22 protein-coding genes and 1 riboswitch are annotated in these 26,360 nt (G+C 43.8%); of the genes, 4 read left to right on the forward strand and 18 right to left on the reverse strand.

Annotated features, from left to right (window positions below; all coding sequences use genetic code 11):
• Positions 1-33 precede the first annotated feature (33 nt).
• Together ACSSS3_RS05000 and ACSSS3_RS05005 are read right to left on the reverse strand one after the other, a co-directional pair.
• Positions 34-1,152, reverse strand: a complete 1,119-nt coding sequence (locus ACSSS3_RS05000) for an acyloxyacyl hydrolase (protein WP_442846659.1) — start codon at positions 1,150-1,152, stop codon at positions 34-36.
• On the reverse strand, positions 1,152-1,910 hold the full coding sequence (locus tag ACSSS3_RS05005; protein ID WP_442846660.1) for a head GIN domain-containing protein: 759 nt from the start codon (positions 1,908-1,910) through the stop codon (positions 1,152-1,154). Before ACSSS3_RS05005 ends, ACSSS3_RS05000 begins: the two co-directional genes overlap by 1 nt.
• A gap of 194 nt (positions 1,911-2,104) precedes the next feature.
• Here ACSSS3_RS05005 and ACSSS3_RS05010 point away from each other — a divergent pair, with 194 nt between their 5' ends.
• On the forward strand, positions 2,105-3,724 hold the full coding sequence (locus ACSSS3_RS05010) for an ArnT family glycosyltransferase (RefSeq protein ID WP_442846661.1): 1,620 nt from the start codon (positions 2,105-2,107) through the stop codon (positions 3,722-3,724).
• On the opposite strand, the gene ACSSS3_RS05015 is transcribed toward ACSSS3_RS05010, so the two are convergent.
• The 4 genes from ACSSS3_RS05015 to ACSSS3_RS05030 form a co-directional block, all read right to left on the reverse strand.
• Positions 3,721-4,812 carry an acyloxyacyl hydrolase gene (locus ACSSS3_RS05015; protein WP_442846662.1) on the reverse strand — a complete coding sequence of 364 codons (1,092 nt, stop codon included), beginning with the start codon at positions 4,810-4,812 and terminating at the stop codon, positions 3,721-3,723. The genes ACSSS3_RS05010 and ACSSS3_RS05015 overlap by 4 nt on opposite strands.
• Before the next feature lie 51 nt (positions 4,813-4,863).
• Positions 4,864-5,820 carry a methylenetetrahydrofolate reductase [NAD(P)H] gene (gene metF, locus ACSSS3_RS05020; protein WP_442846663.1) on the reverse strand — a complete coding sequence of 319 codons (957 nt, stop codon included), beginning with the start codon at positions 5,818-5,820 and terminating at the stop codon, positions 4,864-4,866.
• A 158-nt stretch (positions 5,821-5,978) separates the two neighbouring features.
• On the reverse strand, positions 5,979-9,098 hold the full coding sequence (locus tag ACSSS3_RS05025) for a vitamin B12 dependent-methionine synthase activation domain-containing protein (protein WP_442846664.1): 3,120 nt from the start codon (positions 9,096-9,098) through the stop codon (positions 5,979-5,981).
• A 9-nt stretch (positions 9,099-9,107) separates the two neighbouring features.
• Positions 9,108-10,130, reverse strand: a complete 1,023-nt coding sequence (locus ACSSS3_RS05030) for a homocysteine S-methyltransferase family protein (RefSeq protein WP_442846665.1) — start codon at positions 10,128-10,130, stop codon at positions 9,108-9,110.
• Between the two features lie 121 nt (positions 10,131-10,251).
• A riboswitch (SAM riboswitch) is annotated at positions 10,252-10,353 on the reverse strand.
• Positions 10,354-10,601: 248 nt separating this feature from the next.
• Between ACSSS3_RS05030 and ACSSS3_RS05035 the strand changes: the two genes are divergently transcribed.
• The 3 genes from ACSSS3_RS05035 to ACSSS3_RS05045 are packed head-to-tail and all read left to right on the forward strand — an operon-like array spanning position 10,602 to position 12,444.
• Positions 10,602-11,186, forward strand: a complete 585-nt coding sequence (locus ACSSS3_RS05035; RefSeq protein ID WP_442846666.1) for a carboxymuconolactone decarboxylase family protein — start codon at positions 10,602-10,604, stop codon at positions 11,184-11,186.
• 15 nt (positions 11,187-11,201) lie between these two features.
• A complete protein-coding gene (locus ACSSS3_RS05040) occupies positions 11,202-12,071 on the forward strand; it encodes a hypothetical protein (protein WP_228229019.1) in 870 nt (289 codons plus the stop codon).
• Positions 12,064-12,444, forward strand: a complete 381-nt coding sequence (locus ACSSS3_RS05045) for a response regulator (RefSeq protein WP_442846667.1) — start codon at positions 12,064-12,066, stop codon at positions 12,442-12,444. Before ACSSS3_RS05040 ends, ACSSS3_RS05045 begins: the two co-directional genes overlap by 8 nt.
• On the opposite strand, the gene ACSSS3_RS05050 is transcribed toward ACSSS3_RS05045, so the two are convergent.
• The 12 genes from ACSSS3_RS05050 to thrA form a co-directional block, all read right to left on the reverse strand.
• Positions 12,441-13,496, reverse strand: a complete 1,056-nt coding sequence (locus tag ACSSS3_RS05050; protein ID WP_228229021.1) for an NAD(P)/FAD-dependent oxidoreductase — start codon at positions 13,494-13,496, stop codon at positions 12,441-12,443. The two genes, ACSSS3_RS05045 and ACSSS3_RS05050, sit on opposite strands and share 4 nt — an antisense overlap.
• A gap of 38 nt (positions 13,497-13,534) precedes the next feature.
• The gene (locus ACSSS3_RS05055; protein ID WP_442846668.1) at positions 13,535-14,119 is read right to left on the reverse strand and encodes a precorrin-2 dehydrogenase/sirohydrochlorin ferrochelatase family protein; all 585 of its coding nucleotides are present in this window, start codon (positions 14,117-14,119) and stop codon (positions 13,535-13,537) included.
• A 1-nt stretch (position 14,120) separates the two neighbouring features.
• Positions 14,121-14,879 (reverse strand): uroporphyrinogen-III C-methyltransferase, encoded by a 759-nt coding sequence (gene cobA / locus ACSSS3_RS05060; protein WP_442846669.1) that lies wholly within the window; start codon positions 14,877-14,879, stop codon positions 14,121-14,123.
• Complete coding sequence (locus tag ACSSS3_RS05065; RefSeq protein WP_442846670.1) at positions 14,872-16,965, reverse strand: nitrite reductase; 2,094 nt, start codon at positions 16,963-16,965, stop codon at positions 14,872-14,874. The genes cobA and ACSSS3_RS05065 overlap by 8 nt, the downstream gene beginning before the upstream one ends.
• Positions 16,966-17,068: 103 nt before the next feature.
• Positions 17,069-18,313 (reverse strand): sulfate adenylyltransferase subunit 1, encoded by a 1,245-nt coding sequence (locus tag ACSSS3_RS05070; RefSeq protein WP_442846671.1) that lies wholly within the window; start codon positions 18,311-18,313, stop codon positions 17,069-17,071.
• 53 nt (positions 18,314-18,366) lie between these two features.
• Complete coding sequence (gene cysD / locus ACSSS3_RS05075) at positions 18,367-19,266, reverse strand: sulfate adenylyltransferase subunit CysD (protein WP_099645834.1); 900 nt, start codon at positions 19,264-19,266, stop codon at positions 18,367-18,369.
• Between the two features lie 11 nt (positions 19,267-19,277).
• Positions 19,278-19,901 (reverse strand): phosphoadenosine phosphosulfate reductase domain-containing protein, encoded by a 624-nt coding sequence (locus tag ACSSS3_RS05080; RefSeq protein WP_442846672.1) that lies wholly within the window; start codon positions 19,899-19,901, stop codon positions 19,278-19,280.
• Positions 19,901-20,173, reverse strand: a complete 273-nt coding sequence (locus ACSSS3_RS05085) for a DUF2061 domain-containing protein (RefSeq protein ID WP_228229027.1) — start codon at positions 20,171-20,173, stop codon at positions 19,901-19,903. The genes ACSSS3_RS05080 and ACSSS3_RS05085 overlap by 1 nt, the downstream gene beginning before the upstream one ends.
• 157 nt (positions 20,174-20,330) lie before the next feature.
• Positions 20,331-20,741: an RrF2 family transcriptional regulator gene (locus tag ACSSS3_RS05090; RefSeq protein WP_099645831.1), complete on the reverse strand. Its 411-nt coding sequence runs from the start codon at positions 20,739-20,741 to the stop codon at positions 20,331-20,333.
• 29 nt (positions 20,742-20,770) lie between these two features.
• Positions 20,771-21,937, reverse strand: coding sequence for a trans-sulfuration enzyme family protein (locus ACSSS3_RS05095; RefSeq protein ID WP_442846673.1), 1,167 nt, complete (start codon positions 21,935-21,937; stop codon positions 20,771-20,773).
• 421 nt (positions 21,938-22,358) lie between these two features.
• The gene (locus tag ACSSS3_RS05100) at positions 22,359-22,781 is read right to left on the reverse strand and encodes an OsmC family protein (protein WP_442846674.1); all 423 of its coding nucleotides are present in this window, start codon (positions 22,779-22,781) and stop codon (positions 22,359-22,361) included.
• 124 nt (positions 22,782-22,905) lie between these two features.
• Positions 22,906-26,289, reverse strand: a complete 3,384-nt coding sequence (thrA, locus tag ACSSS3_RS05105; RefSeq protein WP_442846675.1) for a bifunctional aspartate kinase/homoserine dehydrogenase I — start codon at positions 26,287-26,289, stop codon at positions 22,906-22,908.
• Positions 26,290-26,360: the final 71 nt, after the last annotated feature.

Here is a 26,360-nt window from a genome sequence, read left to right on the forward strand (position 1 = left end):
GTACTTACTCGGCTAACAGCCTTTTACCGGTTTTTAAAAACGATAGCCCAGACTAAACTCTACGCCTTCGGCTTTTGCGCCGTGCGCTTTCACGGTAACAGCAGCGGAGATATCTTCGGTAAAATAGCGCTTAAGACCCAGTCTGTTGTAAAGTCGGTTTTCAAATTCGTACGGATAATACACGTAATAACCCAGATGCGAAACAAAAGCGATCTTGTTGAAGCGCAGTTCGTGACCTACGAAAAGCCCTACACGTTTCCAGTCTTCATCGCCGGTAACGCCGGTTTCGGGGAAAGAAGCGGCCTGAAGCTTAATAAGTTCTTTGAAGAAATAGGCAAAAAACACATCAGTCCCTGCGACGAGAGTGCTTTTGTGGTTGATGCGCTTATCTGCAAATGCCGAAACCACAAAAAACGGAAACTGACCCTGACCTACAATGTCGCTTTCATTGGCCCCGCCGCGTAGCGCCAGGTTGAAATGTACCGGCTCGGTATATTTGGTACGCTCGCCTTCGGGAATATAATCGGGAAACTCCTCGTAATCGAGGTTGTAATTAGCGCCGACGTTAAAGGCAAAGGTATTGGTACTGTTGTTGGGTGCGCGCAAATTGGCATTGCTGTAATGAATGATCGTAAACCCGGCATTTAATCCGAAGCCTTTATACAGGTTTTGCTTGTTGTATTGCAGGGCGATGTAGGTCGAACTCAGCAATTTGGTGCCGTAGGCATTGTTTATGTAATTGGTTTCGGGATCATACGGACTGCCCGCAACCGCGACTCCCTGACCGATGCGGAAATAGGCATTACGATTCAAAAAATAAAAGTTGAAATGCCCGTAAAAACTCAGGTTTTCGCCCAGATACTCGTTGTGCAGATCCTGATAAATAGCTGAAAATCCCCAATCGGGATAATTGTAGCGGCGTTCCCACTCATTAAAACCGTAGGTACGGCGGTTGTAACTTACTATAAAACCGGTGGGATGACCGGTGATGAGGTGATTGATGTCGGGGTTATGCTCCAGAATACTTCCGTAGAAAAACGAGGCGTCTAGTGATACCGGTTTTTTCTCCTTCAAATCGGGGTTTTCCTGTGCGGTCAGACTGTAAAAAGAAAAACTACATACGGCAAGTAAAACAAGTTGAATGCTGCGCATTAGTTTTCAAAAATTAAGCGGCCGGTGTATTTTTCTTCAACCTCAACCACAGCCGGTCTGTTTACCGAAATAACATCTCCGGTTCCAAAAATGGTTCCTTTAATACTCGCCTGTGGGTTTACAATCATCTTGTTTGCAGAGGTTTGATTTACGGTTACATTTTGAGCAACCAGATCCCGGGCTTCAAGTCTTGGGCCTTCATTGTAAAAAGAAGCAATTAGATTTGTTGAAGTCCCGCTTAAGTAAAACACGCTCTTGCCATTTGCGCGTACTTCAAGCCTGGTTGATTCTATTTCCAAGTGAAAATTACCGCTTTTCCGCGGTGCCGTATCTCCAAAATCATAGATCGTATCGCTTGCAAGGATAAGACTTGGAAAATTAAGCACCCCCTCACTAAAAATATCGTTTCCTGAAGCATTACGTATTTCGGTAAGATTTGGCGTTGTGACGTAGACCACAAAGTTTTGATAATCGCGAAACAGGTTGCAGCGCTTGGCGTTTTTGATGCGTAAAATACCGCCGTCAAGCACTTCGATTACGGCATCACTTACCATATTTTCTCCGGTTTTAAGCACCACTTTTTGCTCGGGACCCTGCTTGATGTACACAATCACATCGGTCTCACTGCGCAGTTTGGTAAACTCAGGTAAATCGTAGGTAATGGCTACAGGATCGCCTTCTCCTTCAAAACAATCACCGGCATTATCTGAACCACAGGCGGTAAAAACTAATAATGCAAATAAAAACAGGTTTCTCATAAACTTCTTCAACTCGCTCATTGAGCCTTGGCTCAACCGCCACAAAGTACGGTAAAAAAGTCCTAACCTACCCACAGATTGTTTTTTGAAAGCAAGGTGCCTCTCAAAAAATAAAAATAAGCAGGCTACATTTTAGCATATGCATAGAAAGACAGAACTTTGAATTCTTAGTTGTATTAAACGTCCGGAATATTTTGACTAAAAAATTCTATGTCCTTCTCGTGGTGCTTTTTGGCGTTTTGCTGATCAGGCTAGGGAGCTGGGGTCTTACCGAAAGCAGTGAAGCACGCTATGCCGAGATTGGCCGCGAAATGGCCTTAAGCAATGATTTTATCAACCCCAGTCTACTGGGAATCATTCACTATCATAAGCCTCCTGTTACCTACGCCATTACGGCGATTGGGTATAAAATTTTTGGTTACAACGAGTTTGGAGCCCGGTTTTTTTTAAGTCTGGCTTTAATCCTGCAGCTGTTACTTATCTTTAAAATTGCCCGGCTTTGGTTTAAGGACGACAAAATCGCACTGGCTTCGGCACTAACGTATTTTTCATTTCCGCTGGCGCTTATAGCTGTGCGTAATTTAACCACAGATGCATTCTTAACCACGTTTATTATCTGGGCGATTTATTTATGGCTTCAGAATAAATTAAACGAAAAGATAACTTACCTCTACCTGTTTTATATTGTTTTAGGACTGGCCTGCCTCACTAAAGGTCCGGTTGCATTTTTACCTGTTGCCTTATTCATTCTTTGTTATAAAATCATCAATAGGGAAAAACCCAAAGTGAATATTCATTCTATTTTAGGACTTATTTTACTGCTGGGAATTTCGGCATCCTGGTTTATCATTTTGATCCTGCAAAAACCGGAACTCTGGGATTATTTTATTCAGGAACAAATCATCGACCGAAGCGTACATGCCGAAACCTTTCACCGCGATAAACCCTTTTGGTTTTATCTGGTATTGGTTCCTGCCCTCTCCTTACCCTGGATAGTACCTACGCTGATTACGATCTTTAAGGTGAAACAGGAAAAATGGGATAAACCCACTCAAATTACCGGTTATACAGCATTGTCCATTTTGATTGCCTTTTCCCTTTTTTCGTCCAAATTAATCTTATACATCCTCCCGATGTTTCCCTTTTTGGCGCTCTTTTGCGGCAGTGTTTTCATCCAGTATGGCAACCGGTTTTCAAAAATCTACGAGTTCTCTTTTAGAGGTGCATTTCTGCTTTTAGTACTCATTATCACCTCGTTGTTTTTTATTCCTCAATTCACGTTTACCTGGTATAAAACACTGCTTTTTCTAGGAATCTCTCTGGCTTTCGGTACTCATTTGTTATTTCGGTCAAAGGCTGCCCAGGTAGACCGTCTGCTTGTTTTAAGTACAGCGATGTTGAGTGTTTTGATTTTGATTTATGCTGATTTTGCAGCGCAAAACCAAACGCTTATCAATTCACCTAAAGCGAAGTATGCGTTTGTTAAAAGTGAAAGGACTGATCGTGATTATAAAGTTTTGGTCTACGACAATCTGCTGTCTTCTGCCCCTTTTTATTTGGGTGACCGGGTGATTACCATCTACAACTCTAATTTTGAAGCCAAACGGGATACGCGCTTTGAAACTACAGATCACTGGAAAGAAACCTATCTTCCTCTAAACGAACCGGGGCAAAGCGACCGACTTAAAAAGTTACTGGCCGATAAAAACAACGTTTTACTGATTAAGAATAAGAAATCCCTGCCAGACAGTTTACAATACCTGTTGCAAGGCTTTCAGGCTGAAAAAATGAAGAAGTGGACGGTGTATTACTAAAGGCGGTAACCTATACCAAATTCTACCGCTTCAGCCTTTGCTCCGTGAGATTTGAGCGTGATAGCGCCGAAGATTTTATCGGTAAAATAACGTTTTAAACCGCCTCTGAAATAAACCCGGCCTTCAAAGTCGTAGTCATAATAAGCATAATAACCAAACTGCGTTACAAAGGCATTTTTGTTAAACCGAAGTTCATGTCCCAGAAACACTCCAAAACGCTTCCAATCCTCGTCTCCTGTGGTACCCAGACGTGGCAGAGCAATACTCTCGTACTCGATCTGGTCTTTTAAAAACGGACTCAGAAAAAAGTCAACACCCGCCTGAAGCGTGCTTTTATGCGTAATGCGCTTATCTACAAATGCCGAAGTAACCAGAAAAGGACGCTGCCCCAAACCGATGTAGTCGCTTTCATTAACCCCGCCACGCAAAACCAAATTCAGTTTTAAAGGCTCAGTATAGCGGCTTTTGACATTTGGGATATACTCGGGTCGCTCTTCGTCATCCAACTGGTAATTCAAACCCAGGTTGAAGGCAAACGAGTTGGTACTCGCATTAGGCGCCTTTACATTAGCATTCGAATAATGGATTAAGGAAATACCGGTTTGTAAACCTATTCGATCTATAATATTGGGTTGCTTATAGTTTACCATAACAAAGGTTGAACTCAACAAGGTAGAACCGTAAGCATTATTTCTAAAGTTATCATCCAGGTCAAAAGGCTTAGTCGTCGCAGCAATACCCTGACCAATACGCAGCATCAGTCTTCGGTTGAGGGCGTAGAAGTTAAAATGACCGTAGAGTCCAAAATTCTGACCCAGATTTTCATTCTTTTGATCCTGCGCAATAAATGAGAACCCGTAATCCGGGTAATTGTAACGGGCTTCCCAATCGTTAAAACCATAGGTCATACGATTATAACTCAGAATTACACCCGTAGGATGCCCGGTAATTAAATGCGCAATGTCCTTATTGTGCTGCAGGATGGTTCCGTAAAAAAAGTTGGCATCCAGGCTGTACGGCTTAACTTCGGTTTCCTGGGCCATAACAGAAAAGCCGCAACACACTAAAAACAGGATTCGGTAGATCATTCGATTTTAACTATCGGGCAAATGTATCAAATAGTATTCGAATTTATTCCCCTAAAAAAGTTCAGCCGCAATTGCCTTGATGTTGTCGCTTTTCCCCATAGAATAATAGTGCAATACCGGCGCACCGCCTTCCATAAGCTCGCGCGATTGCTGTATCGCCCACTCAATCCCTACCTGACGCACGTCATTGTTGTTTTTGCAGGCATCAACAGCATCAATGAGATCCTGAGGCAAATCAATTTTAAAAACCTGCGGCAGCAGTTGTAGATGGCGTTTAACCGCAAGTGGCTTAATTCCCGGAATAATAGGAATATCAATTCCTTCAGCGCGCACCATATCTACAAACTCGAAGTATTTTTTATTATCAAAAAACATTTGGGTCACCACATAATCAGCACCGGCCTCCACTTTTTGAATAAGGCGTTTTAGATCGGTTTTTAACGAAGGAGCTTCCAAATGCTTCTCCGGATAGCCTGCCACACCGATGCAGAAATCAGAACAGTCTGAAGTTTCAATTACATTATTAAGATAGCGGCCTTTATTCATATCGGCAATTTGCTCTACCAGCCCCAAAGCAAACTCGTGCCCGCCTTTGGTAGGTTCAAAATACTGCTGCTCTTTCATCGCGTCACCGCGCAAGGCCATCACGTTGTGAATACCCAGATAATGGCAATCTACCAGCAGATATTCGGTTTCTTCTTTGGTAAACCCGCCACAAAGCACGTGCGGCACGGTATCCACATCGTATTTGTGCTTAATAGACGCGCAAATCCCCAGAGTTCCGGGTCGCATACGCGTGATTTTTTTGTCGAGCAGACCGTCTTCTTTCTCGATATACACAAACTCCTCACGCGAAGTCGTCACATCAATAAACGGAGGTTTAAACTCCATCAAAGGGTCAATATTATCGTACAATTCCTGAATGCTTCGGCCTTTGCGTGGCGGTATCAATTCAAAAGAAAAAAGGGTTTTACCGTCTGCTTTTTTTATGTGATCTGTAATTTTCATATTTCGCTCCCTCCGCCCGCTCCAAAGGAACGGGAACCGGATTTATTTATTCTATTAATATTCATTTTTGGGCGCCTCCCTGCGGGCCGGGCTTTCGCTGGTCGCTGTCCTGGCTACCGCCACGACGAGCTCCAACAACAGCTCAATCCCTGGCGCTTTTAATCTGCGATATTCGGGTTTAACCACTTTTCAGCGGTGCGCACTTCGATAGCTTTCCGCTTTGCGAAATCTTCAACCTGATCCATTTTGATTTTACCCAAACCAAAATAACGCGCCTCCGGATGTGCAAAATAATACCCGCTCACCGAAGCAGCCGGCCACATCGCAAGGCTTTCAGTCAATTCAACTCCTATGCGTTCTTTGACATCGAGCACATCCCAAATGGTTAGTTTTTCCAGATGGTCCGGGCAGGCGGGATAACCCGGTGCCGGCCTGATGCCCTTATACGCCTCTTTGATGAGTTCGTCATTAGACAACTCCTCATCGCTGGCATAACCCCAATGTTGCTTGCGCACACGCTCGTGCAGGTATTCGGCGAAAGCTTCTGCCAGACGGTCTGCCAGGGCTTTTACCATAATGCTGTTATAGTCGTCGTGCTCCGCTTCATATTTTTCAGCCAATTCCTGCGTACCAAAACCTGCAGTAACGCAAAAACAACCCATATAATCGGTTTTGCCGGTTTCTTTAGGCGCGATGAAATCGGCCAAAGCGATATTCGGTTTACCCGAAGCTTTTTTGCTTTGCTGGCGTAAGGTTCTAAAAAGCCCCCTGGCCCCCGAAGGGGGAACTACAATTTCAATATCGTCGTCGTTTACAGTGTTGGCTTCAAAAAGACCAAAAACGGCTTTCGCGGTCAGCAACTTTTCGTCTAAAATCTTTTTAAGAATCGCTTTCGCGTCAGTAAAAAGTTCGCGTGCCTGCTCGCCTACAACCTCATCTTCGAGAATGTCGGGATATTTACCGTGCAAATCCCAGCTGCGGAAAAACGGTGACCAGTCTATATAATCAACCAGTTTTTCCAGCTCAAAATCTTCGATTACCTGTATGCCGGGCTCGTTGGGTTTAAAAGCCTCAAAATCATCCCAGTCGAGCTTCCATTTATTCTCGCGGGCCTGTGCCAGCGTTAAAAAGTCGCGTTTTTTACCACGGGTTAAAAAGCGGTCCCGGAACAAGGCATAATCCTGTTTGATATCTGCTTTATACTTCAGTCTGGTTTCCGGATTGAGCAAATCGCCCACCACGGTTACCGCTCTGGACGCGTCATTCACATGCACCACTGCTTCCGGATATTCCGGGTCAATTTTTACAGCCGTGTGCGCCTTACTGGTGGTAGCACCACCTATGAGTAAAGGCACGGTAAAGTCCTGACGCTTCATTTCTTTCGCCAGAAAAACCATCTCATCCAATGATGGTGTTATGAGTCCGCTAAGGCCTATGATATCAACATTGCGCTCTTTGGCAGTTGCGATTATCTTCTCAGGCGGCACCATTACGCCCATATCTATAATCTCATAGTTGTTACAGGCCAAAACCACACTAACAATGTTTTTACCGATGTCGTGTACATCGCCTTTAACGGTTGCCATAAGAACCAAGCCAGCCCCCCTTTCCCCCTGAGGGGGAGTTTCGGTCACTATCTTTTCAACGATGCGTTCTAAAACTGCTTCGGTATTTTCTAAAACCTCAACATTTGAAAAGCGAATTACCTTGAACCCTTGTTCCTGAAGCCACTCTGTACGAACCTGATCATGCTCCTTATTTTCGGGCAATTGATGAATTAAACCATCAATTTCTATTACCAAACGTTCTTTGAGACAGACAAAATCTGCAATGTATTTGCCTATGATGTGCTGCCTTCTAAATTTATAGCCCTGTAGTTTTTTGTTGCTTAAATAATCCCAAAGCACTTTTTCAGCCGGAGTGGGATTGTTGTAACGCATTTTTTGAGCAAATTCCTTAAGCAAATCATATAATACCGGGTCTGCCGTGCGCCAGTATTGCTCCCCCATTGGGGGTTGGGGGGCTGCGTTTTTCAATTTCTCCTCTTCAATATACGGTAATAAATAGGCCACAGCCTTTTTCATTACCCGTGCCGATTTAACCACCTGAGGCAGGAACATTTTTCCGTCTCCAAAGAGATCGCCTACCACATTCATACCGGTCATCAAATGTCCTTCAATCACGTGCAATGGCTTTTCTGAAGCCTGCCGTGCTTCCTCCACATCTTCTAAAATATAGGTATCAATACCTTTAACCAGAGCTCGTGTAATACGATCCTGAAGCGGTTCTTCACGCCACGAAAGGTCAACGGTTTTTTCTTTGGCACTGCCTTTTACGGTTTCGGCAAAATCAAGCAGGCGTTCGGTTGCGTCATCCCTGCGATCCAGAATCACATCTTCAACGTGCTCCAGCAAATCTTTCGGGATGTCGTCATAGACCTCAAGCATCGTTGGATTTACAATCCCGATATTCATCCCGGCCTTTATAGCATGGTAGAGAAATACCGAGTGCATCGCTTCGCGTACGGTATCATTTCCGCGGAAACTAAACGAAACATTACTCACCCCACCACTCACGTGCACGTGAGGCAAATTTTCTTTCACCCAGCGGGTGGCTTCAATAAAGTCAATAGCATTGCGACGGTGCTCCTCCATCCCGGTAGCAACCGGAAAGATATTCAGGTCAAAAATGATGTCTTCCGGCGGAAACTTTACCTGATTAACGAGTATATCATAACTGCGTTTGGTGATTTCAAGTCGGCGCTCGTAATTGTCTGCCTGGCCTACCTCATCAAAAGCCATAACGACCACGGCAGCACCGTAGCGCTTTATCTTTTTGGCGTGGCTAATAAATTCGGCTTCGCCTTCCTTCAAACTGATGGAATTCACAACACATTTGCCCTGCACGACCTGTAAACCCGCCTCGATGATTTCCCATTTAGAACTGTCTATCATAATGGGCACCCGGGCGATATCGGGTTCGGCGGCAATCAGGTTTAGGAAGTTGACCATTGCTTTTTTACCGTCAATAAGACCATCGTCCATATTGACGTCAATGATTTGCGCACCGCCTTCTACCTGATCGCGGGCAATGGCTAGTGCCTCGTCAAATTTCTCCTCATTAATAAGTCTTAAAAACCGGCGTGACCCTGCCACATTGGTTCGCTCACCCACATTCACAAAATTGCTTTCGGGAGTGATGACCAGCGGCTCAAGTCCGCTTAATTTAAGGGGTTTGAAGTTTTTAGTATGCTTAGCTGCCTGTACAGTAGTACTCATAACTGGTTTTTATAAAGCTGCCGTTTGTTCTAATGCGGGCAATGGTCTGGGTTTATAGTCTTTTACAAGATCTGCTATTGCCTTGATGTGTTCTGGTGTGGTACCGCAACAGCCGCCTACGATATTGATAAGCTGTTTATCGAGGTAGGTTTTTATTTGCGCTGCCATTTCTTCTGCGGTCTCGTCATATTCTCCAAAAGCGTTCGGTAAACCGGCGTTGGGATAAGCCGAAATCGCAAAGTCTGATTTGGATGAAACCACTTCGAGATAGGGAGTAAGCTGGTTTGCACCCAAAGCACAGTTGAAGCCAACTGAAAGCAAAGGCATATGGCCTATGGAAATCAGGAAAGCTTCCGCAGTTTGACCGGAAAGTGTTCTTCCGGAAGCATCGGTAATCGTGCCACTTACCATCACAGGCACCTCAATACCGCGCTCGTCTTTTACCTCTTCGATAGCAAAAAGGGCCGCTTTCGCGTTAAGCGTATCAAAAATAGTCTCAACCAAAAGAATATCTACGCCACCGTCTAGCAGTGCCTCGGCCTGTTGCTTGTAGGCTATGCGTAATTCGTCAAACGAAATTGCCCTAAAGCCGGGATCATTTACATCTGGTGACATACTCGCGGTTTTATTGGTAGGTCCCATAGCACCGGCAACAAAACGGGGTTTGTCGGGTTGCTTTTCGGTAAACTCCTGCGCGACTCTCCTGGCGATTTTAGCCGACTCGTAGTTGAGTTCATACACAAACTCCTGCATTCCGTAATCTGCCATTGCAATGGTGGTACCGCTAAAGGTATTGGTCTCTACGATGTCTGCGCCTGCGGCAAAATAGCTGGCGTGTACATTAGCAATCGCCTCGGGTTGGGTGATACTCAACATATCATTATTACCCTGTACCGGGCTGGGCCAGTCTTTAAACCGTTCTCCCCTGAAATCTTCCTCGGTAAACTTGTAACGCTGCAGCATGGTCCCCATGGCGCCGTCCAGTACCAAAATTCGCTCTTTTAAAGCCTGATATAATTTGTCTTTACTCATAATCAATTCGTATAAGCTTGTAGCCTCTCCTCTCGGTTTTAAGCACAGTTAAATCTGCTCAAAACAAAGCGCAAAATTAAGTTATTAAGAAGGCAAAAGAGGAGTTCGTAAAACTCGTTTTTTGTTATCTATCTCAACATATGAGTAGAATGTAGCACCTTCTCCGGGAGGAGGGTTGCTAAGGCTTCATCGGGTCTAATCCCTCTGCCTTTCTTGATAACTGCATTAAATAATGAACTGAACTGCAAAGATTAAAAAACAACGGGAGAATACCCAAATTTTAAGGGATTAATGTTTAAACAATTGAAAAAATACCTGCCTCTTTTTTAGACAAATGGCAATATATGCGGACGAAAAACGCATAAATATACTTGTTAAAAAATCAACTATCTGATTTACAGAGTTGTGTGTTTGATTATTTAAGTTAATTTTGTAGTCCCCATTTTTATAACGAAACGTAACTATTTATCTATGCAAAACGCTACTTATCTGGAATCTAGATTTCCAATTGTGGATTATGAGAATGCCTCTGATGCCGTAAAAGAAATCTATGATGACACAAAACGCACGCTACAAATCCCATTTGTACTAAACTGGTTTAAATGCCAGGGCTCTAATCCCATTTTACTAGCCGGAAATTGGGCTAAATTAAAAGCTACCCTAATGCAGGGTAACGTGCCTAACGTTTTAAAGCAACTCATTATTTACAACGTTTCAAAAAAACGCAATTGCTCCTACTGTGCCGAAGCTCACGGGATTTTTGCAGACAGCATGAGCAATCTGGTTAATGAGACGGCAAACTTTAAAGTGACCGAAAACCTGGATAGCCCCATGATTCCTGAAAGCTTTAGAACTGCTATTAAAGTGGTGACCAAGGCAGCTCTGCACTCTAATCAGATCAACGATGAAGATTTTAAGGCATTAAGCGATGCAGGTTTTGACGAGTCTGAAATTCAGGAATTGATGGCTCAGGCCGATCTGGTTAATATGCTGAATACCCTTGCAGATGTTTCCGGTATTAAGATCGATAACGAATTGATGGAAGCCCAGGCTTAAAACCTTTACATTCCTGTGAATCTATCTTCAGCCAAGTATCGCATTACCTACGAGGCATTTTCCAAGTTATCAGGCAGTCTCAGCAAAGTAGAATCTGTTGAAGAGCTTGGAATTGTTGCTAACAGGCATCTTAAGTATTTGTTTAATTTCAAGATGCTTAGGATTGTTATGCTTTTTAAAAACGAAACTGCTGTAAGTTTTACATTCCTTAAATCGAAAGAACCAAAAATCGTAGATAGCGATGAATTACTCGATTACGAAAAGCAACTGTTTAAAGTAAAAATTCCTCTTTTGAGAGCGCTTAACACAACCGATTTACCAGGTCACGCTACAGCTCTTTATGAAAACTGGAATAAGCCAAAATTATGGGGCTGGCATACGACATCAGGCGAACGGGAAATTTGCTTTTCCTTAATTTCAGATGATACCGAAAGCTTTAACCACAGTGATATGGAAATCCTCAATCTGCTGGTTGATAACATCACCTCGAGGTATTTTCAAATCTATCTGAGTCAGCAATTAAAAACCAAAAACTTAAGGCTGAAAGAAGCAATTACAGAAATAGAACTCAAGAATACCGAAATTGAGCGCATCAATAACAATCAACAAAATATTATTTTCCGCAGAACGGAAGAATTGCATTTTAAAAACAAGAAACTTCTCGAACTCTCAAAACTTAATGCTCACGATCTAAGAGAACCTCTAACCCGAATTCTGGGCTTTCTGGAAATCTCTGAACTTTATACCGACGAAGATCTACGAAAAAGTATTCTTCCCAAACTTAAAGAGTCTGCTCTTGAACTGGACCTTATTTTTAGAAGAGTGGTTAGCCAGAGCGAACAAACTGCCTCAAATGCTAATTTAATTGAAAATGGGTATGACTAAGCTGCTTAAAATAATGCTGGTTGATGATCAAAAAATGGCCAATTTCATCAACAAAAAACTTATCGAAGTCACTGATTTTGCCGAAAGTATCATTGATTATACCCTGCCGCGTACAGCTCTTTCTGAACTGGAGAAGGAAAAACCAGACCTGATCTTTCTGGATTTGAATATGCCCGATATTAACGGATGGAGCTTTTTAGACGCACTAAAAGAAAAAGATGACCAGACCCGGGTTGTAATTGTAACTTCAAGCACAAGCGATCTGGACAAAGAAAAAGCCCAGAATTATAATCAGGTGATTGATTTTTTAATAAAACCGCTCAACAAGAATATCATTCTGGACCTCAAAAATAAATTGCGCCCTGCCTGCTAGTCTATAGCCTGCACTACCGCTTTTTCGGCTTCTTTACGCGTACCGTCAAAACCATCTATACCGCTCACTGTGGTATATTTCATCACATAGCGCTTACCGGGATTGATGATTTGATATGCAGACTGGCACATCATCGTGGCCTCGTGGAAACCACATAAAATAAGTTTTAATTTTCCGGGATAGGTGTTTACATCACCTATTGCAAATACACCGGGGATATTAGTCTGGTAATCTAAAGCGTTATCAACTTTGATCGCATTCTTTTCGATCTCAAGACCCCAATCTGCGATAGGACCTAATTTAGGCGAAAGCCCAAATAAAGGAATAAATGCATCAGCCTCCAGTGTGCTTTGTGATTTATCGGCGTGTTCTATAACTACCTGCTCCAACTCATCTGCTCCTGCGAGACCTACAACTTCTGCAGGAGTTACGAGATTAATTTTGCCAAGCATTTTCAATTCACGTACTTTTTCAACAGAATCGAGTGCACCTCTAAATTCATTTCTACGGTGAATGAGTGTAACTTCATCAGCCACATCGGCAAGGAAAATACTCCAGTCCAATGCTGAATCACCACCACCTGCAATGACCACTTTTTTACCGCGATACACTTCAGGATCTTTAATCATATAGGCGACACCCTTGTCTTCAAACTGGTGAATATTTGGTATAAGCGGCTTGCGCGGCTCAAAACTTCCCAAACCACCGGCAATTGCCACCACAGGTGCGTGATGCTGTGTACCTTTATTGGTGGTTACAATAAAACTACCGTCTTCCTGTTTTTCGATAGTCTCTGCACGTTCACCCAATGTAAAACCGGGTTGAAATTGCTTGCCCTGCTCGAGTAAATTGTCTACGAGTTCGCCCGCCATCACTTCAGGAAAACCGGGAATATCATAAATAGGCTTCTTTGGATAAATCTCAGCCAACTGACCACCGGGCTGCGCCAGCGCATCAATAATGTGACATTTCAGCTTTAACAATCCTGCTTCAAAAACGGTGAATAACCCGGTAGGGCCTGCTCCAATAATTAAAATATCTGTCTTTATCATCTGTTCTGTTCTTTGAGCCTTAGCTCCTCATTCTACTCTTAATTCTTCTTGATCAATCCTTTAGTAAACTCATTCAGGGTTTCTACTTTCTCTTCAAAATCCCCTTTTATGGTTTTTCGGTATTCATTTAAATTTTGTACCAGATCGTCAATATTATCCGGTATTACTTCTTCAAAAAACTGCCGCAGGCGTTTTGCGGTAGTGGGTGACTTTCCGTTAGTCGAGATCGCAATCTTGACATTTCCTTTGGTCACAATTCCGCCCATATAAAAATCACAAAGTTCGGGCACATCGGCAATATTGCAGAGCAAAAAACGCTTTCGCGCCAGCTCATAAACGCGCTTGTTTACTTTTGGGCTGTCTGTGGTTGCAATCACAATGTGACGCTTCTTCAACATCGACTTTCTAAACTTCCTTTTGGTGATTTTTACGTTGTATTGTTTCGCGCGCTCCAAAGTTTCCGCTCTAAAAAAAGGAGCCACCATCTCTACCACCGCGTCCGGACTCGACTTGGTCAAAAACGTGAGTTTTTCAAGCGCAACATTTCCGCCACCCACAATAAGCACCTGCAGATTGCGAACTTTGAGAAAAACCGGATAAAGTGTATTGGTTTCTTGCGACATTTTAGGAAGCGTATGCCATTTTATTTTGCAAGTTAAGCAATTGCTCGCGATGGCGCACCACCTCACCAATAACGATAATTGATGGGTTAGTAAGCTTTAACTCTTGTACAACTTCTTCGATACTGTCTATGGTGCCTACCCCAATGCGTTCTTCGGGCGTTGTTCCGTTTTGAATAATGGCAACAGGCAGGTCGTTTTTTCCGCTTTCGCGAAAGCATGCCGTAATCTCAGCAAGCTTGCTCATCCCCATTAAAATCACGACGGTAGCCGAAGATTGCGCTGCGAGTTTTACATCTTCTGAAAGTTTATGCGCCCGGGTGGTACCCGTAATTACCCAAAAACTTTCTGAACTGCCTCTTTTGGTCAGCGGAATATTCTGGTAAGCCGGTACCGCGAGTGATGAAGAAATTCCCGGAACAACTGCAACCTCAATTCCTGCTTCGGCTGCGATTTCCATCTCTTCTGCACCGCGCCCAAAAATAAACGGATCTCCGCCTTTTAAACGTACCACGTGACCATGACTTTTAGCGCGTGAGATAATAAGATCGTTGATTTGCTCCTGCTGATAGGCATAACAACCTTTACGCTTTCCCACAAAAATGAGTTCGGCATCAGCGGCATATTCTAACAACTCCGGATTTACCAGCGCATCATACAAAACCACATCGGCACTTTGCAAGGCTTTGATGCCTTTTAGAGTGAATAAATCTGCATCACCGGGTCCTGCTCCTACTACGGTTAATTTTGGATTCTTAAACATTGGCAAGCTGGTTTTTGCGGAAGGTATCAACGCGGTTAAAAAATGCGTTTGCGTCGGCTAAATAGGCTTCGGCAAACTCGCGGGTAGGTTCGTTTTTTTGTATTTGGTAAACCAAATCTGCAAACGAAGTTTCTCCAAGAAGCGTGTCATTTTCACCAAAGGTATTGTCAAACTCCTCGATAATATTGGCCTGGGTATTTGTTTTTACGTCTTCAGAAAGCAAGATGGCTTTAGCTCCATTTACCAGCCCCGCATAGGTGTGGTAAATACTGTCTGCCCATTTTTGCTCTTCAAAAGCTTCGATGGCACTGCCCAGTTTGTCTTTGGCTTCCAGTAAAAGCGTTTGAACCAAATCAATCACGACTCCGGCACACTCTCCAACACCCACTTCCTGAATGTATTTTTCATCATTACCCCAATCTACAAAGTCAGACTCCACCAGATTATCGGTATCTGAAAGTGGTTTTAGGAAATCGTAAAAATACCGTTGCCCTTTTTCGTCGTAATAACTCAAAAAGTCAAGATCACCGGCGTTTGCTTTGAAATCGTCTAAAATCGCGCGCAAAGCCTCGGGACCTCTCTTACTGGGGATTTTGATCACTTTGTCTGCAAAACGACCTTCGCCATTACCCAAAACGCCACCGCCTAAAAGCACCTGCAGTGCAGGAGCAACCAGTTTCTCCGGTGTACGCACAGACATTCCCTGAAAGCCTATGTGCGCCATATTGTGCTGACCGCAGGCGTTCATACACCCACTAATTTTAATGGTAATGCCTTTATTGTTTAAGTACTCGGGATATTCGGCCTCAAGCACTTCTTCCAGTTTAACTGCGATACCGGTACTACTTGCAATCCCTAAGTTACACGTATCGGTACCGGGACACGCAGTTATGTCTGTAGTGGTTTCATATCCCGGGCGGGCAAAGCCGAGGTTGGCTAGTTGTGAGTAAAAGAAAGGCAATGCCCCTTCCGGTATATGTCTTAACAGTATATTTTGACGCAGGGTAAGACGCATCTCATCCCCACCATATTTCTTAATCAAACCCGCCAAAGCGCGTGCTTCTTTGGTATAAAAGTCTCCCAGTTTTACACGAATCCCAATAGCCACAAGACCTTCCTGTTTTTGCTTAAACACATTGGTCGCTTTCCAGGCTTCGTAAGCTTTGGTATCTTCAATAGCTACTTGTGGAGCTTCGGCCAACGGAGCTTTTGGCGTCCCATCAAAAGCTGCAGTATCAATTTCATACGTTTTATAAGCTAATGCTTTTCGCTCTTCTTCCACCAATTGCATAAAGCCTTCCTGCCCCAAATCTTTGATGAGGAATTTCATACGCGCTTTTAAACGTCTGGAGCGTTCCCCATGACGGTCAAACACCCGCAGCACCCCTTCTATAGTTGGGATAAGCTGATTCACCGGTAAAAATTCGGTTAACACATCTGCGTGGCGTGGCTGCGAACCCAGGCCGCCGCCCAGCATTACTTTAAAGCCGCGTTCGCCATCTTTGATTTTTGGGATAAAGCCCAAATCGTGAATGAATGCCAAAGCCGAGTCATCATCGGTTGATGAAAACGACATTTTAAACTTTCGGCCCATTTCCTGACAAACCGGATTTCGCAGAAAAAACTGAAAGGTAGCGTGTGCATACGGTGTTGCGTCAAAAGCCTCATCAGGGTTGATCCCGCTATCTGCACTCGCAGTTACGTTACGCACCGTGTTACCACAGGCCTCGCGAAGGGTCACATCATTTTTTTCCAATTCGGCCCAAAGCTCAGGAGTGCGGTCGAGACTCACATAGTGAATCTGAATATCCTGACGGGTGGTGATGTGTAAACGTCCTTTGGAATATTCATCAGAAACATCAGCTATACGCAACAGCTGATCGCTGGTCACTTTACCGTAAGGCAATTTGATGCGCACCATTTGTACCCCTTCCTGACGCTGACCGTAAACACCGCGTGCTAAACGCAGGCTTCTAAAGCGCTCCTCATCAATCTTTCCGTCTTTAAAGAGCTTGATTTTTCTTTCAAGTTCAATAATATCGCGTTCTACAACGGGGTTTTCTATTTCTGTTCTAAAGCTTTGCATAGCTTATTATTTTTTAATTCTTAATTATTTTAATCCTATAGAAATAATAGGATTATTTAAAAAGAGTATCCAAAGTAATTGGCAATACTCCTAATTTTAAATGTTAGCCTATAAAACCAACGCCGGCTGTGGTGTTGCTTTGCAGGTCAATTAATATAAATGAACCGCCTGCCTTATTTTCGGCATAGGTATCGTAAAAAAGATTTTTACTCAGTTTAAAATTCACCTTGCCTATTTCATTCAACGTCAACTGATTCTTAGAGCTGTCTTCACCTGAATAATCTGTAGCGATAACACTTTCTACGCTGTCAATTTTAGCAAGAATGCGGTTGGTATTGTGTTGAATCTCATATTTCGCTCCCGGAACCAGCGCTTTACCATCCATCCAGCAAACAGCTGCCGTGAGTGATTTTGAGGATTGTGGCACTTCATCAGACTTCACTAAAACATCGCCTCTGGTGATGTTGATATCATCTTCTAACGTGATGGTCACCGAACTTCCGGCTACCGCTTCATCATACTTTTGATCAAAAAACTCAATGGTCTTGATTTTTGAAGAAGTTAAAGAAGGTAAAACCGTTACTGCATCGCCTACTTTTAAACTGCTTCCGTAGATTTTTCCGGCGTAACCGCGATAGTCATGAAACTCATCCTGTTTTGGTCTGATTACCGTTTGCACCGGGAAACGCGCGGCTGTATGTTCTTCCTGTCCGGGCTTTAAAGCTTCCAGATAATCGAGTACACTTTCGCCTTTAAACCATGGCATAGTATCTGATTTCTGCGCAACATTATCCCCTTTTAGTGCGCTAATAGGAATGAACGTCACTTCCTGCTCGGCATAACTGCTTTGGGCGTTCAGCTTTTCAAAATCGGTTTTTATGTTTTCAAAAACGCTTTGGTCATAATCTACCAAATCCATTTTATTGACCGCAACAATTACATGCTTAACCCGCAGTAAATTATTGATAAAGAAATGACGGTAGGTTTGCTCTATAACTCCTTTTCGGGCATCAATTAAAATAATGGATGCCTGCGCCTGAGAAGCCCCTGTAACCATGTTACGGGTATATTCTACGTGACCCGGAGTGTCGGCAATGATGTAACTTTTCTTTCTGGTCGAAAAATAAATATGCGCCACATCAATTGTAATTCCCTGCTCACGCTCGGCTACAAGACCGTCTGTTGCCAGCGAAAAATCCAGATAATCATAACCCTTCTTTTTGCTGTTGCGCTCAATGGCCTCAAGCTTATCATCTGTTAAAGACTTTGTATCGTAGAGCAGGCGTCCTATCAAGGTACTTTTACCATCATCTACACTTCCTGCTGTTGCTATTTTTAGAACTTCCACGTTATTCTTCGTATTGCTATTACTATTATTATTCAAGGTGTCGTCTCGAGGACCTAAAAGTATCCCTGTTGCTTGCGTTTTTCCATTGCGGCTTCAGAGCGCTTATCATCTATACGCGCACCTCGCTCTGAAATAGTAGAGGTTTTGATCTCACTCACAATGCGCGCAATAGTATCTGCTTCAGACTCTACAGCTGCGGTACAGGTCATATCGCCCACCGTTCTGAAACGCACAATACGCTCCAGTACTTCCTCGTCTTCCTCGCGGTACACATATTTTGAAGCACTCCAGATCAGGCCGTCGCGTACAAAGGTTTTGCGCTTATGCGAAAAGTAGATCGAAGGAATTTCGATTTTCTCTTTCTCGATGTAACTCCATACATCCAGTTCGGTCCAGTTAGAAATTGGAAAAACACGCACATTCTGGCCAATTTCAATCTTCCCGTTAAGCAGATCGAATAATTCCGGACGCTGGTTTTTTTCATCCCACTGACCAAAATCATCACGTACTGAAAAGATGCGCTCCTTGGCTCTCGCCTTTTCTTCATCGCGACGGGCACCACCAATACAGGCGTCAAACTTAAATTCTTCAATCGCATCTAAAAGCGTGGTGGTTTGAAGCATATTTCGGCTTGAATATTTACCGGTTTCTTCAGTTACCTTACCTTCATCAATGGCATCCTGCACATGGCGTACAATCAGATTTAATCCTAATTCCTCAACCAGTTTATCCCGAAACTCTATAGTTTCCGGAAAGTTATGCCCTGTATCTACATGCAATAGTGGGAAAGGAATCTTGGCAGGGTAAAATGCTTTTTGTGCCAAACGCACCAGTGTGATGCTGTCTTTTCCACCCGAAAAAAGCAAAACCGGATTCTCAAACTGGGCAACTACTTCTCTAAAGATGTAAATCGCCTCGCTCTCTAATGCATTTGTTTTTAAAATCGTACTCATCTCAATTGGTTTTAGGCGTGTAAACCACACTCCCGGTTTTCCAACACTTTGGTTGGATCAAAGTATTTATGTTCGTTTGGCAAATCGTGCTCTGCCAAAAAAGTATCTAATTGGGCGTCGCTCCAGTAGTAAAACGGACTCACCTTAAGTACTCCGTCTGCACCCTGACTTAAGATATCGAGGTTATCGCGATGCGCTGTCTGACCTTTGCGAAGGTTTGTAAACCAAACATCGGGTTTATGATTTGCCATCGCCCGTTTGAAAGGCTCCAGTTTTACCTGTTCGGTAAAAACTTTATGTCTTGGATCGTCAATCTGCGGGATTCCCATTACTACATCGCGGTGTGCTGCGGTTTGCTGAGGCACGTAAAGGTCAATGTGAAGCTGAAGCAAGGCAATTACTTCTTCTGCATGACGATAGGTATTGGGCGTATTATAACCGGTATCGCACCAAACCACCGGGATTTCGGGTTTTGCCTGAGTAGCTGCAAATAAAATTGCCGCCTCATAAGGCCTGAAATTGGTAGTTACAATAGGATTTTTAGCTTGCGCCACTGCCCATTGTGCGATCTCAACCGGCGATTTCTCCCGAAGATCTGCGTTTAACTGTTCTAATTCTGCTGCTGAATAACTCATTATCTTCCCCAGTTTATAGTATTCCAAATGCGCTCGTGGAAAAAGTACAGAGCCATTTTGGTCACCAGTTCCACCGCTCCAATCGAAAACGCAAGAGCCAGCGTACCGGTGATAATCCACGATATCAAAACCGTATCTATGGTACCCACGATTCTCCAGCTTATTGATTTAACGATGCTGCGCAGCGGCTTTTCTGAAGTTGTATCTTTTTTATAAGAGACCTTTGGAGTCTCTTCAGTCTTTGTTTGACTATATACCTGATCTAAAATCATAACCGAATATCTATTTTTATTTAAATCCTATCGGATTACTAGGATTTAAAAGCAAAAGTATTGTGTGTCTTCTTAGTGACCAAATCTTTTGGCATTTATTTTTAAATTTTTAAGTGATTTTTAGAAAATGGAGCAATTATTCCGAATCTGTCAACCATTACTCGATAAGGTCGGCCAGGGTATTCTTATTGAGAACAGCGAGGTTGCTGTCGCGTAACTGCGCCATGAGTACGTGTACTGAACAGGTAGTCTCATCGGGACAATCGTCGCATTTTTCGTAGAAATTAAGACTCACGCACGGCACCATAGATACCGGACCTTCCAAAACGCGCATCACCTCAACCATTTTGATATCCTCGGGCTGGCGACGCAAATAATACCCGCCGCCTTTTCCTTTTCGGCTTCCTAAAAATCCGGCTTTACGCAGGGTAAGCATAATACTTTCGAGGAATTTCTGGGAAATGTTTTCACTTTTGGCAATGGCACCTATCTGCACAGGATCTTCACCCTGATGCTTGGCTACATAGGTAAGCGCTTTAAGACCGTATTTGGTTTTCTTGGATAACACGGCCTAAAAGTAGGCAAAAACTTAGAAACTTAAGCGTTTAGCGCCTGCTCCAGATCTGCAATGATATCTTCTACGTGCTCCAAACCTACCGAACAACGTACCAGACCATCGGTGATGCCCACTTCCAGACGATCTTCCTCGGCCAGTTTACTATGTGTGGTAGAGGCCGGATGCGTCACAATGGTGCGGGTATCGCCCAGATTTGCAGATAACGAACACATCTTAATCGAATTTAAGAATTTGCGTCCGGCATCGATTCCGCCTTTAACTTCAAAAGCTACGATATTTCCGCCGTGCCGCATTTGTTTTTTGGCCACTTCGTACTGCGGATGCGATTTCAGGAATGGGTACTTCACAAAATTAACCTTGTCGTGTGCTTCTAAAAACTCGGCTACCTTGAGCGCATTCTCGCAATGCCGGTCTGCACGTACATGCAGGGTTTCCAGACTTTTAGAAAGTACCCAGGCATTAAAAGGCGATAACGCCGGACCTGTGTTTCTAGAGAACAAATAAATCTCGCGTATCAAATCGGCGCGACCTACGCTTACACCGCCCAAAACGCGACCCTGCCCGTCGATCATCTTGGTTGCCGAATGGATCACGATATCTGCTCCAAATTTAATGGGTTGTTGTAAATAGGGTGTGGCAAAACAGTTATCTACCACAAATATGAGGTTGTGCTTTTTAGCCAAATTGCCCAGATGCTCCAGGTCTAACACATCGCAACCCGGATTGGTAGGCGATTCCACATAAAGAATTTTGGTTTCGGGCTTGATGAGGCTTTCTACTTTATCGACCTCATCTACTTTGAAATACGACGTTTCAATATTCCATTTGGGCAGATACTTGGTAAACAAGGTGTGTGTAGAACCAAAAACCGAACGCGCCGAAACGATGTGATCACCGCTATCCAACAACGCCGCAAAAGTCGAAAACACGGCAGCCATCCCCGTTGCAAAAGCATATCCGGTTTCGGCACCTTCCATCTTGCAGATTTTCTCAACAAACTCGCTGGTATTGGGGTTGGTAAACCGGCTGTAAATGTTGCGCTCTTTTTCTTCGGTAAACGAAGCCCGCATATCTTCAGCATCTTCAAAAATAAAACTCGAAGTCAGGTATAACGGCACAGAATGCTCTAAAAACTCACTTCGGTTTAATTGGGTACGGATTGCTTCGGTTTCAAAATGTTTACTCATTATACTTAGATATTAGACTTTAGACGTAAGATTTGAGATGGATTATCTTGCTCAAATACATGGTCTAAAATCTGGTGGTTTTCGTTTTTCGGTTAGCTTCGGTACAAATTTCCCGTTACGCAGGGTAATTCACTAAGCTACCACACTTTAATACTATTTTTTTGGTTTTTCTTAGACTATGAAAAAAGGTTTAATCGTGGAATCGTTGAACTGTTTAATCGTTTTATCTCTGCTACTCGCTTCTTTTATTTTTACACTAGAAAGCACTTCGACAAGCTCAGTGTGACAGGCTAGAACGGCTTACTGCCAACTGCGACTGCTTACTGATTTTCAACTTTTCACCTCTCACTTCTTACCTCTTCTCTCTCTATTCTTTGTTCTTTATTCTTTGTTCTAAAATCTCACGTCTCCGATCTCAGGTCTATTCCACCTCTTCCCCGTTCAGAAAAACCTTATAGGTCACCTTCACACTCGCCTGAAGCGTAATTGAAACCGAACAGTATTTTTCAAAACTCAGTTGGGCGGCGCGCAGGGCCTTTGCCGGCGGGATATCGCCTTCCAGATACACGTGAACGCGCATCGCATTAAAAGGTTTTGCTCCGCCTACTTCAATACGATCGCCCTCAACTTCCACGTGGTAGGAATCAATTTCCAGCTTTTGCTTTTTTAAGATCGAAATGATGTCAATCGCACTGCAACCGCCTACTCCCATCAAGAGCAGTTCCATGGGACTGCTGCCCTGAACCACATCTCCGGTTTTATTATCTATCATCACAGGATTACCCGAAGCTCCTTTGGCTTCAAAGAGGTAATCTTTGTTTTTACGTTCGAGTGTTACTTTCATTCTATTATTATTTTTATTGCTATTGTTATTCCTCAACATCCCCTCAGCCCCCTTCAAAGGTGAAACATCGGTCTGTTCTTTTTTCAATTTCCAAATAATAATGGAAATAATAATAACAATACGTTTAACTATTCCGCTCTGCGAGTTTGAGTATGTCGCCAAAAACCCCACGTGCGGTTACCGCGGCTCCTGCCCCGGCTCCCTGAATCACCAGCGGATTCTCGCCATACGACTCGGTATAAATCTCAAAAATACTGTCGCTTCCTTTAACCTGACCCAGGGCCGAATTTTTAGAAACCGTCACCAGCTTCACCTCGAGGGTTCCGCCGTCTTCCTGAGATAAATCGCCGTAAAGGTCGCCAACATATCGCAAAACCTCACCCTCTTTCAGGGCTTTTTTACGCGTTTCAAAAACCGAATCGAGCTCTTTCAGCCTTCCTAAAAAGTCTGAAGCTGCTCCTTCCCGCAAATTTTCGGGAATCAGGTTTTCGATCTGCACATCGCTAAACTCTTTGTGTAAGTCGAGTTCGCGGGCAAGAATTAAAAGTTTACGCCCCACATCGTTTCCGCCCAGATCCTCACGCGGATCAGGCTCTGTAAAGCCTTTATCAATCGCCTGTTGCAGGACTTCTGAAAAAGACTGGTCTTCTACCGAAAAGGTATTGAACAAATAACTCAGCGAACCGCTGAAAACTCCTTTGATTCGGGTAATGTTATCGCCCGAAAGATGCAACAAACGTATGGTGTCAATAAGCGGTAAGCCTGCACCCACATTGGTTTCATACAGGTAACGCTTGTTGTTTTCATCTAAAACGCGACGCAGCTTTTGGTAAAAATCAAAACCAACAGTATTAGCGATCTTGTTGGAAGAAACGAGGTCGAATCCGTTTTTAGCAAGCTCCAGATAATTCTGAATAAACGTTGCACTTGCCGTATTGTCTATCGCGATCAGGTTTGCAAGGTGATTCGCTTTCGCGAAAGCGATAACCGCAGCCACACCGCCTTCCTGCGCCTTATTTTCAAAATCGGTTTTCCAGGTTTCTGTAGCGCCGTCTTTATTAAGCAACACGTTTTTAGAATTTGCTACCGCGAAAATATTCAGCGCAATGCCTTTGCGCTCCTGAATGCTGGCCGCCGAAGCCACAATCTGGTCGATAAGCGTACCGCCCACCAGACCCTGGCCAAAAATGGCGATGTTTATTTTTTTGGCAATGCCAAAAATCTCGCCGTGCACCACATTAAGGGCTTTGGTCAATTGGGGTTTGCGCACCACCACACTCACGTTTTTGCCCGTTACCGTATTGTTAAACAACAACGGAACAATCCCGTTTTTGATGAGTTCGCTATACGGTTTGTGGAAACTGCTCAGATCCTGCCCAATGATGGAAATCACCGCAACTTCATCAATAATCTCGATGCGGTTAACATCCTGACTTTGAAAATCGGCTTCAAACTCAAAACGCAGCGAAGAAATCGCCAATTGCGCCTGTTTGGCTTCTACCACCAGGCCAATCCCACGTTCTGACGAACCCTGAGCGATGATGCTTACATTCACACCGCTATTCCCCAAGGCTCTAAAAATACGGGCGTCAACCCCTACTTTACCCAGCAGGCCGCGACCTTCCAGATTGATCAGGGCCATCTCGCTAAGAACCGAAAGCGACTTAATCCCCTCCTGCTCGGTTTGCGCAGTAATCAATGTACCGGCATCATCGGCCTTGAAAGTATTGAGAATGCGGAGAGGAATATTCTTTTCAATCAACGGAATAATGGTCTTGGCATGCAACACCGATGTCCCAAAATTCGCAAGTTCATTTGCCTCACTATACGTTAACCGTTCAATCTTCTGCGCATCGGGAACCAAATCGGGGTTAGCCGTGAAAATTCCGTCAACATGGGTGTAGTTTTGCAGTTCGCCCGCATCCAGATAATTGGCCAGTAGCGAAGCTGTGTAATTACTGCCGTTACGACCCAAAGTCGTGGTATGATTGTTTTCATCACTGGCGATAAAACCGGTTACAATATTTACGTTATCGCCGTTGTATTTGGCAAAATGCTTTACCACCTGCTCTTTGGAACGTTTGTCATTGGGCTGGGCATTACCAAAAGCTCCATTGGTAGTAATAAGCTTACGCGAATCGGCAAAATGAGCTTTTACTCCCTGCTTTTGCAGCAGATGCGTAACGGTTTTTACCGAAATCAATTCGCCATAAGACAGAATCTCATCTTTTACTTTTTTGCTGTAATCCCCTAAAAGCGCCACGCCTTCAAACAGGCGCTTGAGTTCTTTAAATTCATCGGAAAGATCTACGTCAAAATCACTTTGCTGATAGCTTTTGAAAGCTTCAAATTGATGCTGAAACTCGAGTCCGGAAGATGCTGCTTCCAGAATGGCTTCCAACTCATCGGTGGCGCCACCCCGTGCCGAAAGTACCACAGCAATGCGCTCGCCAGTATCAACTTTGGTTTTAATAATATTCAAAACCGTGTCAAGGCCGTTTCCGTTTGCAAGGGATTTTCCGCCAAATTTGAGAATTTTCAGCTTTGCGCTATCGGCTCTAAAAACAGGATACAGCAACTGCTCAAGCTGTTCAAATTCGATTAAAAACGCATCGTGCCCATGTACCGAATTGATTTCGCCATAGGTCACATTATTTTTAACCTGCGCCAGCTGCTTGTAGGTCTCGCGGTTTTCAGCAGGCGTAAAAAACAGATCTGAATCTACCCCGATGATGTGAATATTGGCTTCAACCTGACTCAGGATTTCATTAAAACCTTCGCGGCCACGGGTCACGTCTATGGTTTTCAGCAATTGATTCATCAACCTATACGCCGCAAGCTGAAAACGGTCTTTCAACTTATGACCGTGATGATCGAGCCAGCTTTCCACATTAAAGATATTGAGGTCTTCATTGGTGCTGCGCTGAAATTTACTCTTAAACGATTCCGGCGTGCGATAGCAAAGCATTGCGTGCATACGGGCATCGTGTACGGGCTGCGAGGAGTTTTTGAGAATCTGCTCCTGAATCTGGCAGTTGGCAATAAGCCAGTCGGTCGATTTCCAGTCTGACGCCACAGGGATTAAATGTTGGGTAATCGCCGGTTGCTGGGTCACAATTTCCCACGCGATACCGCCTCCCAGCGAGCCGCCAATAATGGCGAAAAGCTCGGTAATCTCAAGAGCCTTAAGGCCTTCTAAAAAAGCCCGCGCGACATCCTGTGCAACAAAATCTTTATAGTTTTCGATTAAAAAGCCGTCATAGCCGTTACCGGGGATATTAAAAGACAGGATGCTGTATTTGCGGGTGTCGATGCATTTATCGTCGCCTATAATTTCATTCCACCAGCCGTCAGGACCGCTTACGTGCGAATTTCCTGTAAGGGCGTGATTTACCAAAATTACCGGCGCCGTGCCCAATTGCTGACCAAAAGTCTCGTAGCTGAGTGGCAAGTCCAGTTGAAAACCGGATAAGGTCTTAAACCCGGGAAGGTTCAGTTTGTGTAACATTTTAGGGAGTCTTATTTTTAAAAAAAGCTTCATTATAGTTGTCAGGCTGAGCTTGTCGAAGCCTCAACTTC

This window comes from Leeuwenhoekiella sp. H156 (assembly GCF_052218455.1).
Taxonomy (GTDB): Bacteria; Bacteroidota; Bacteroidia; order Flavobacteriales; family Flavobacteriaceae; genus Leeuwenhoekiella; species Leeuwenhoekiella parthenopeia.

Coding starts and splice junctions, on each gene's coding strand:
- ACSSS3_RS05000 (WP_442846659.1), bottom strand. CDS start 1,152: ATGCGCAGCATTCAACTTGTTTTACTTGCCGTATGTAGTTTTTCTTTT.
- ACSSS3_RS05005 (WP_442846660.1), bottom strand. CDS start 1,910: ATGAGAAACCTGTTTTTATTTGCATTATTAGTTTTTACCGCCTGTGGT.
- ACSSS3_RS05015 (WP_442846662.1), bottom strand. CDS start 4,812: ATGATCTACCGAATCCTGTTTTTAGTGTGTTGCGGCTTTTCTGTTATG.
- metF (WP_442846663.1), bottom strand. CDS start 5,820: ATGAAAATTACAGATCACATAAAAAAAGCAGACGGTAAAACCCTTTTT.
- ACSSS3_RS05025 (WP_442846664.1), bottom strand. CDS start 9,098: ATGAGTACTACTGTACAGGCAGCTAAGCATACTAAAAACTTCAAACCC.
- ACSSS3_RS05030 (WP_442846665.1), bottom strand. CDS start 10,130: ATGAGTAAAGACAAATTATATCAGGCTTTAAAAGAGCGAATTTTGGTA.
- ACSSS3_RS05035 (WP_442846666.1), top strand. CDS start 10,602: ATGCAAAACGCTACTTATCTGGAATCTAGATTTCCAATTGTGGATTAT.
- ACSSS3_RS05045 (WP_442846667.1), top strand. CDS start 12,064: ATGACTAAGCTGCTTAAAATAATGCTGGTTGATGATCAAAAAATGGCC.
- ACSSS3_RS05050 (WP_228229021.1), bottom strand. CDS start 13,496: ATGATAAAGACAGATATTTTAATTATTGGAGCAGGCCCTACCGGGTTA.
- ACSSS3_RS05055 (WP_442846668.1), bottom strand. CDS start 14,119: ATGTCGCAAGAAACCAATACACTTTATCCGGTTTTTCTCAAAGTTCGC.
- cobA (WP_442846669.1), bottom strand. CDS start 14,879: ATGTTTAAGAATCCAAAATTAACCGTAGTAGGAGCAGGACCCGGTGAT.
- ACSSS3_RS05065 (WP_442846670.1), bottom strand. CDS start 16,965: ATGCAAAGCTTTAGAACAGAAATAGAAAACCCCGTTGTAGAACGCGAT.
- cysD (WP_099645834.1), bottom strand. CDS start 19,266: ATGAGTACGATTTTAAAAACAAATGCATTAGAGAGCGAGGCGATTTAC.
- ACSSS3_RS05080 (WP_442846672.1), bottom strand. CDS start 19,901: ATGAGTTATTCAGCAGCAGAATTAGAACAGTTAAACGCAGATCTTCGG.
- ACSSS3_RS05085 (WP_228229027.1), bottom strand. CDS start 20,173: ATGATTTTAGATCAGGTATATAGTCAAACAAAGACTGAAGAGACTCCA.
- ACSSS3_RS05095 (WP_442846673.1), bottom strand. CDS start 21,937: ATGAGTAAACATTTTGAAACCGAAGCAATCCGTACCCAATTAAACCGA.
- ACSSS3_RS05100 (WP_442846674.1), bottom strand. CDS start 22,781: ATGAAAGTAACACTCGAACGTAAAAACAAAGATTACCTCTTTGAAGCC.
- thrA (WP_442846675.1), bottom strand. CDS start 26,289: ATGTTACACAAACTGAACCTTCCCGGGTTTAAGACCTTATCCGGTTTT.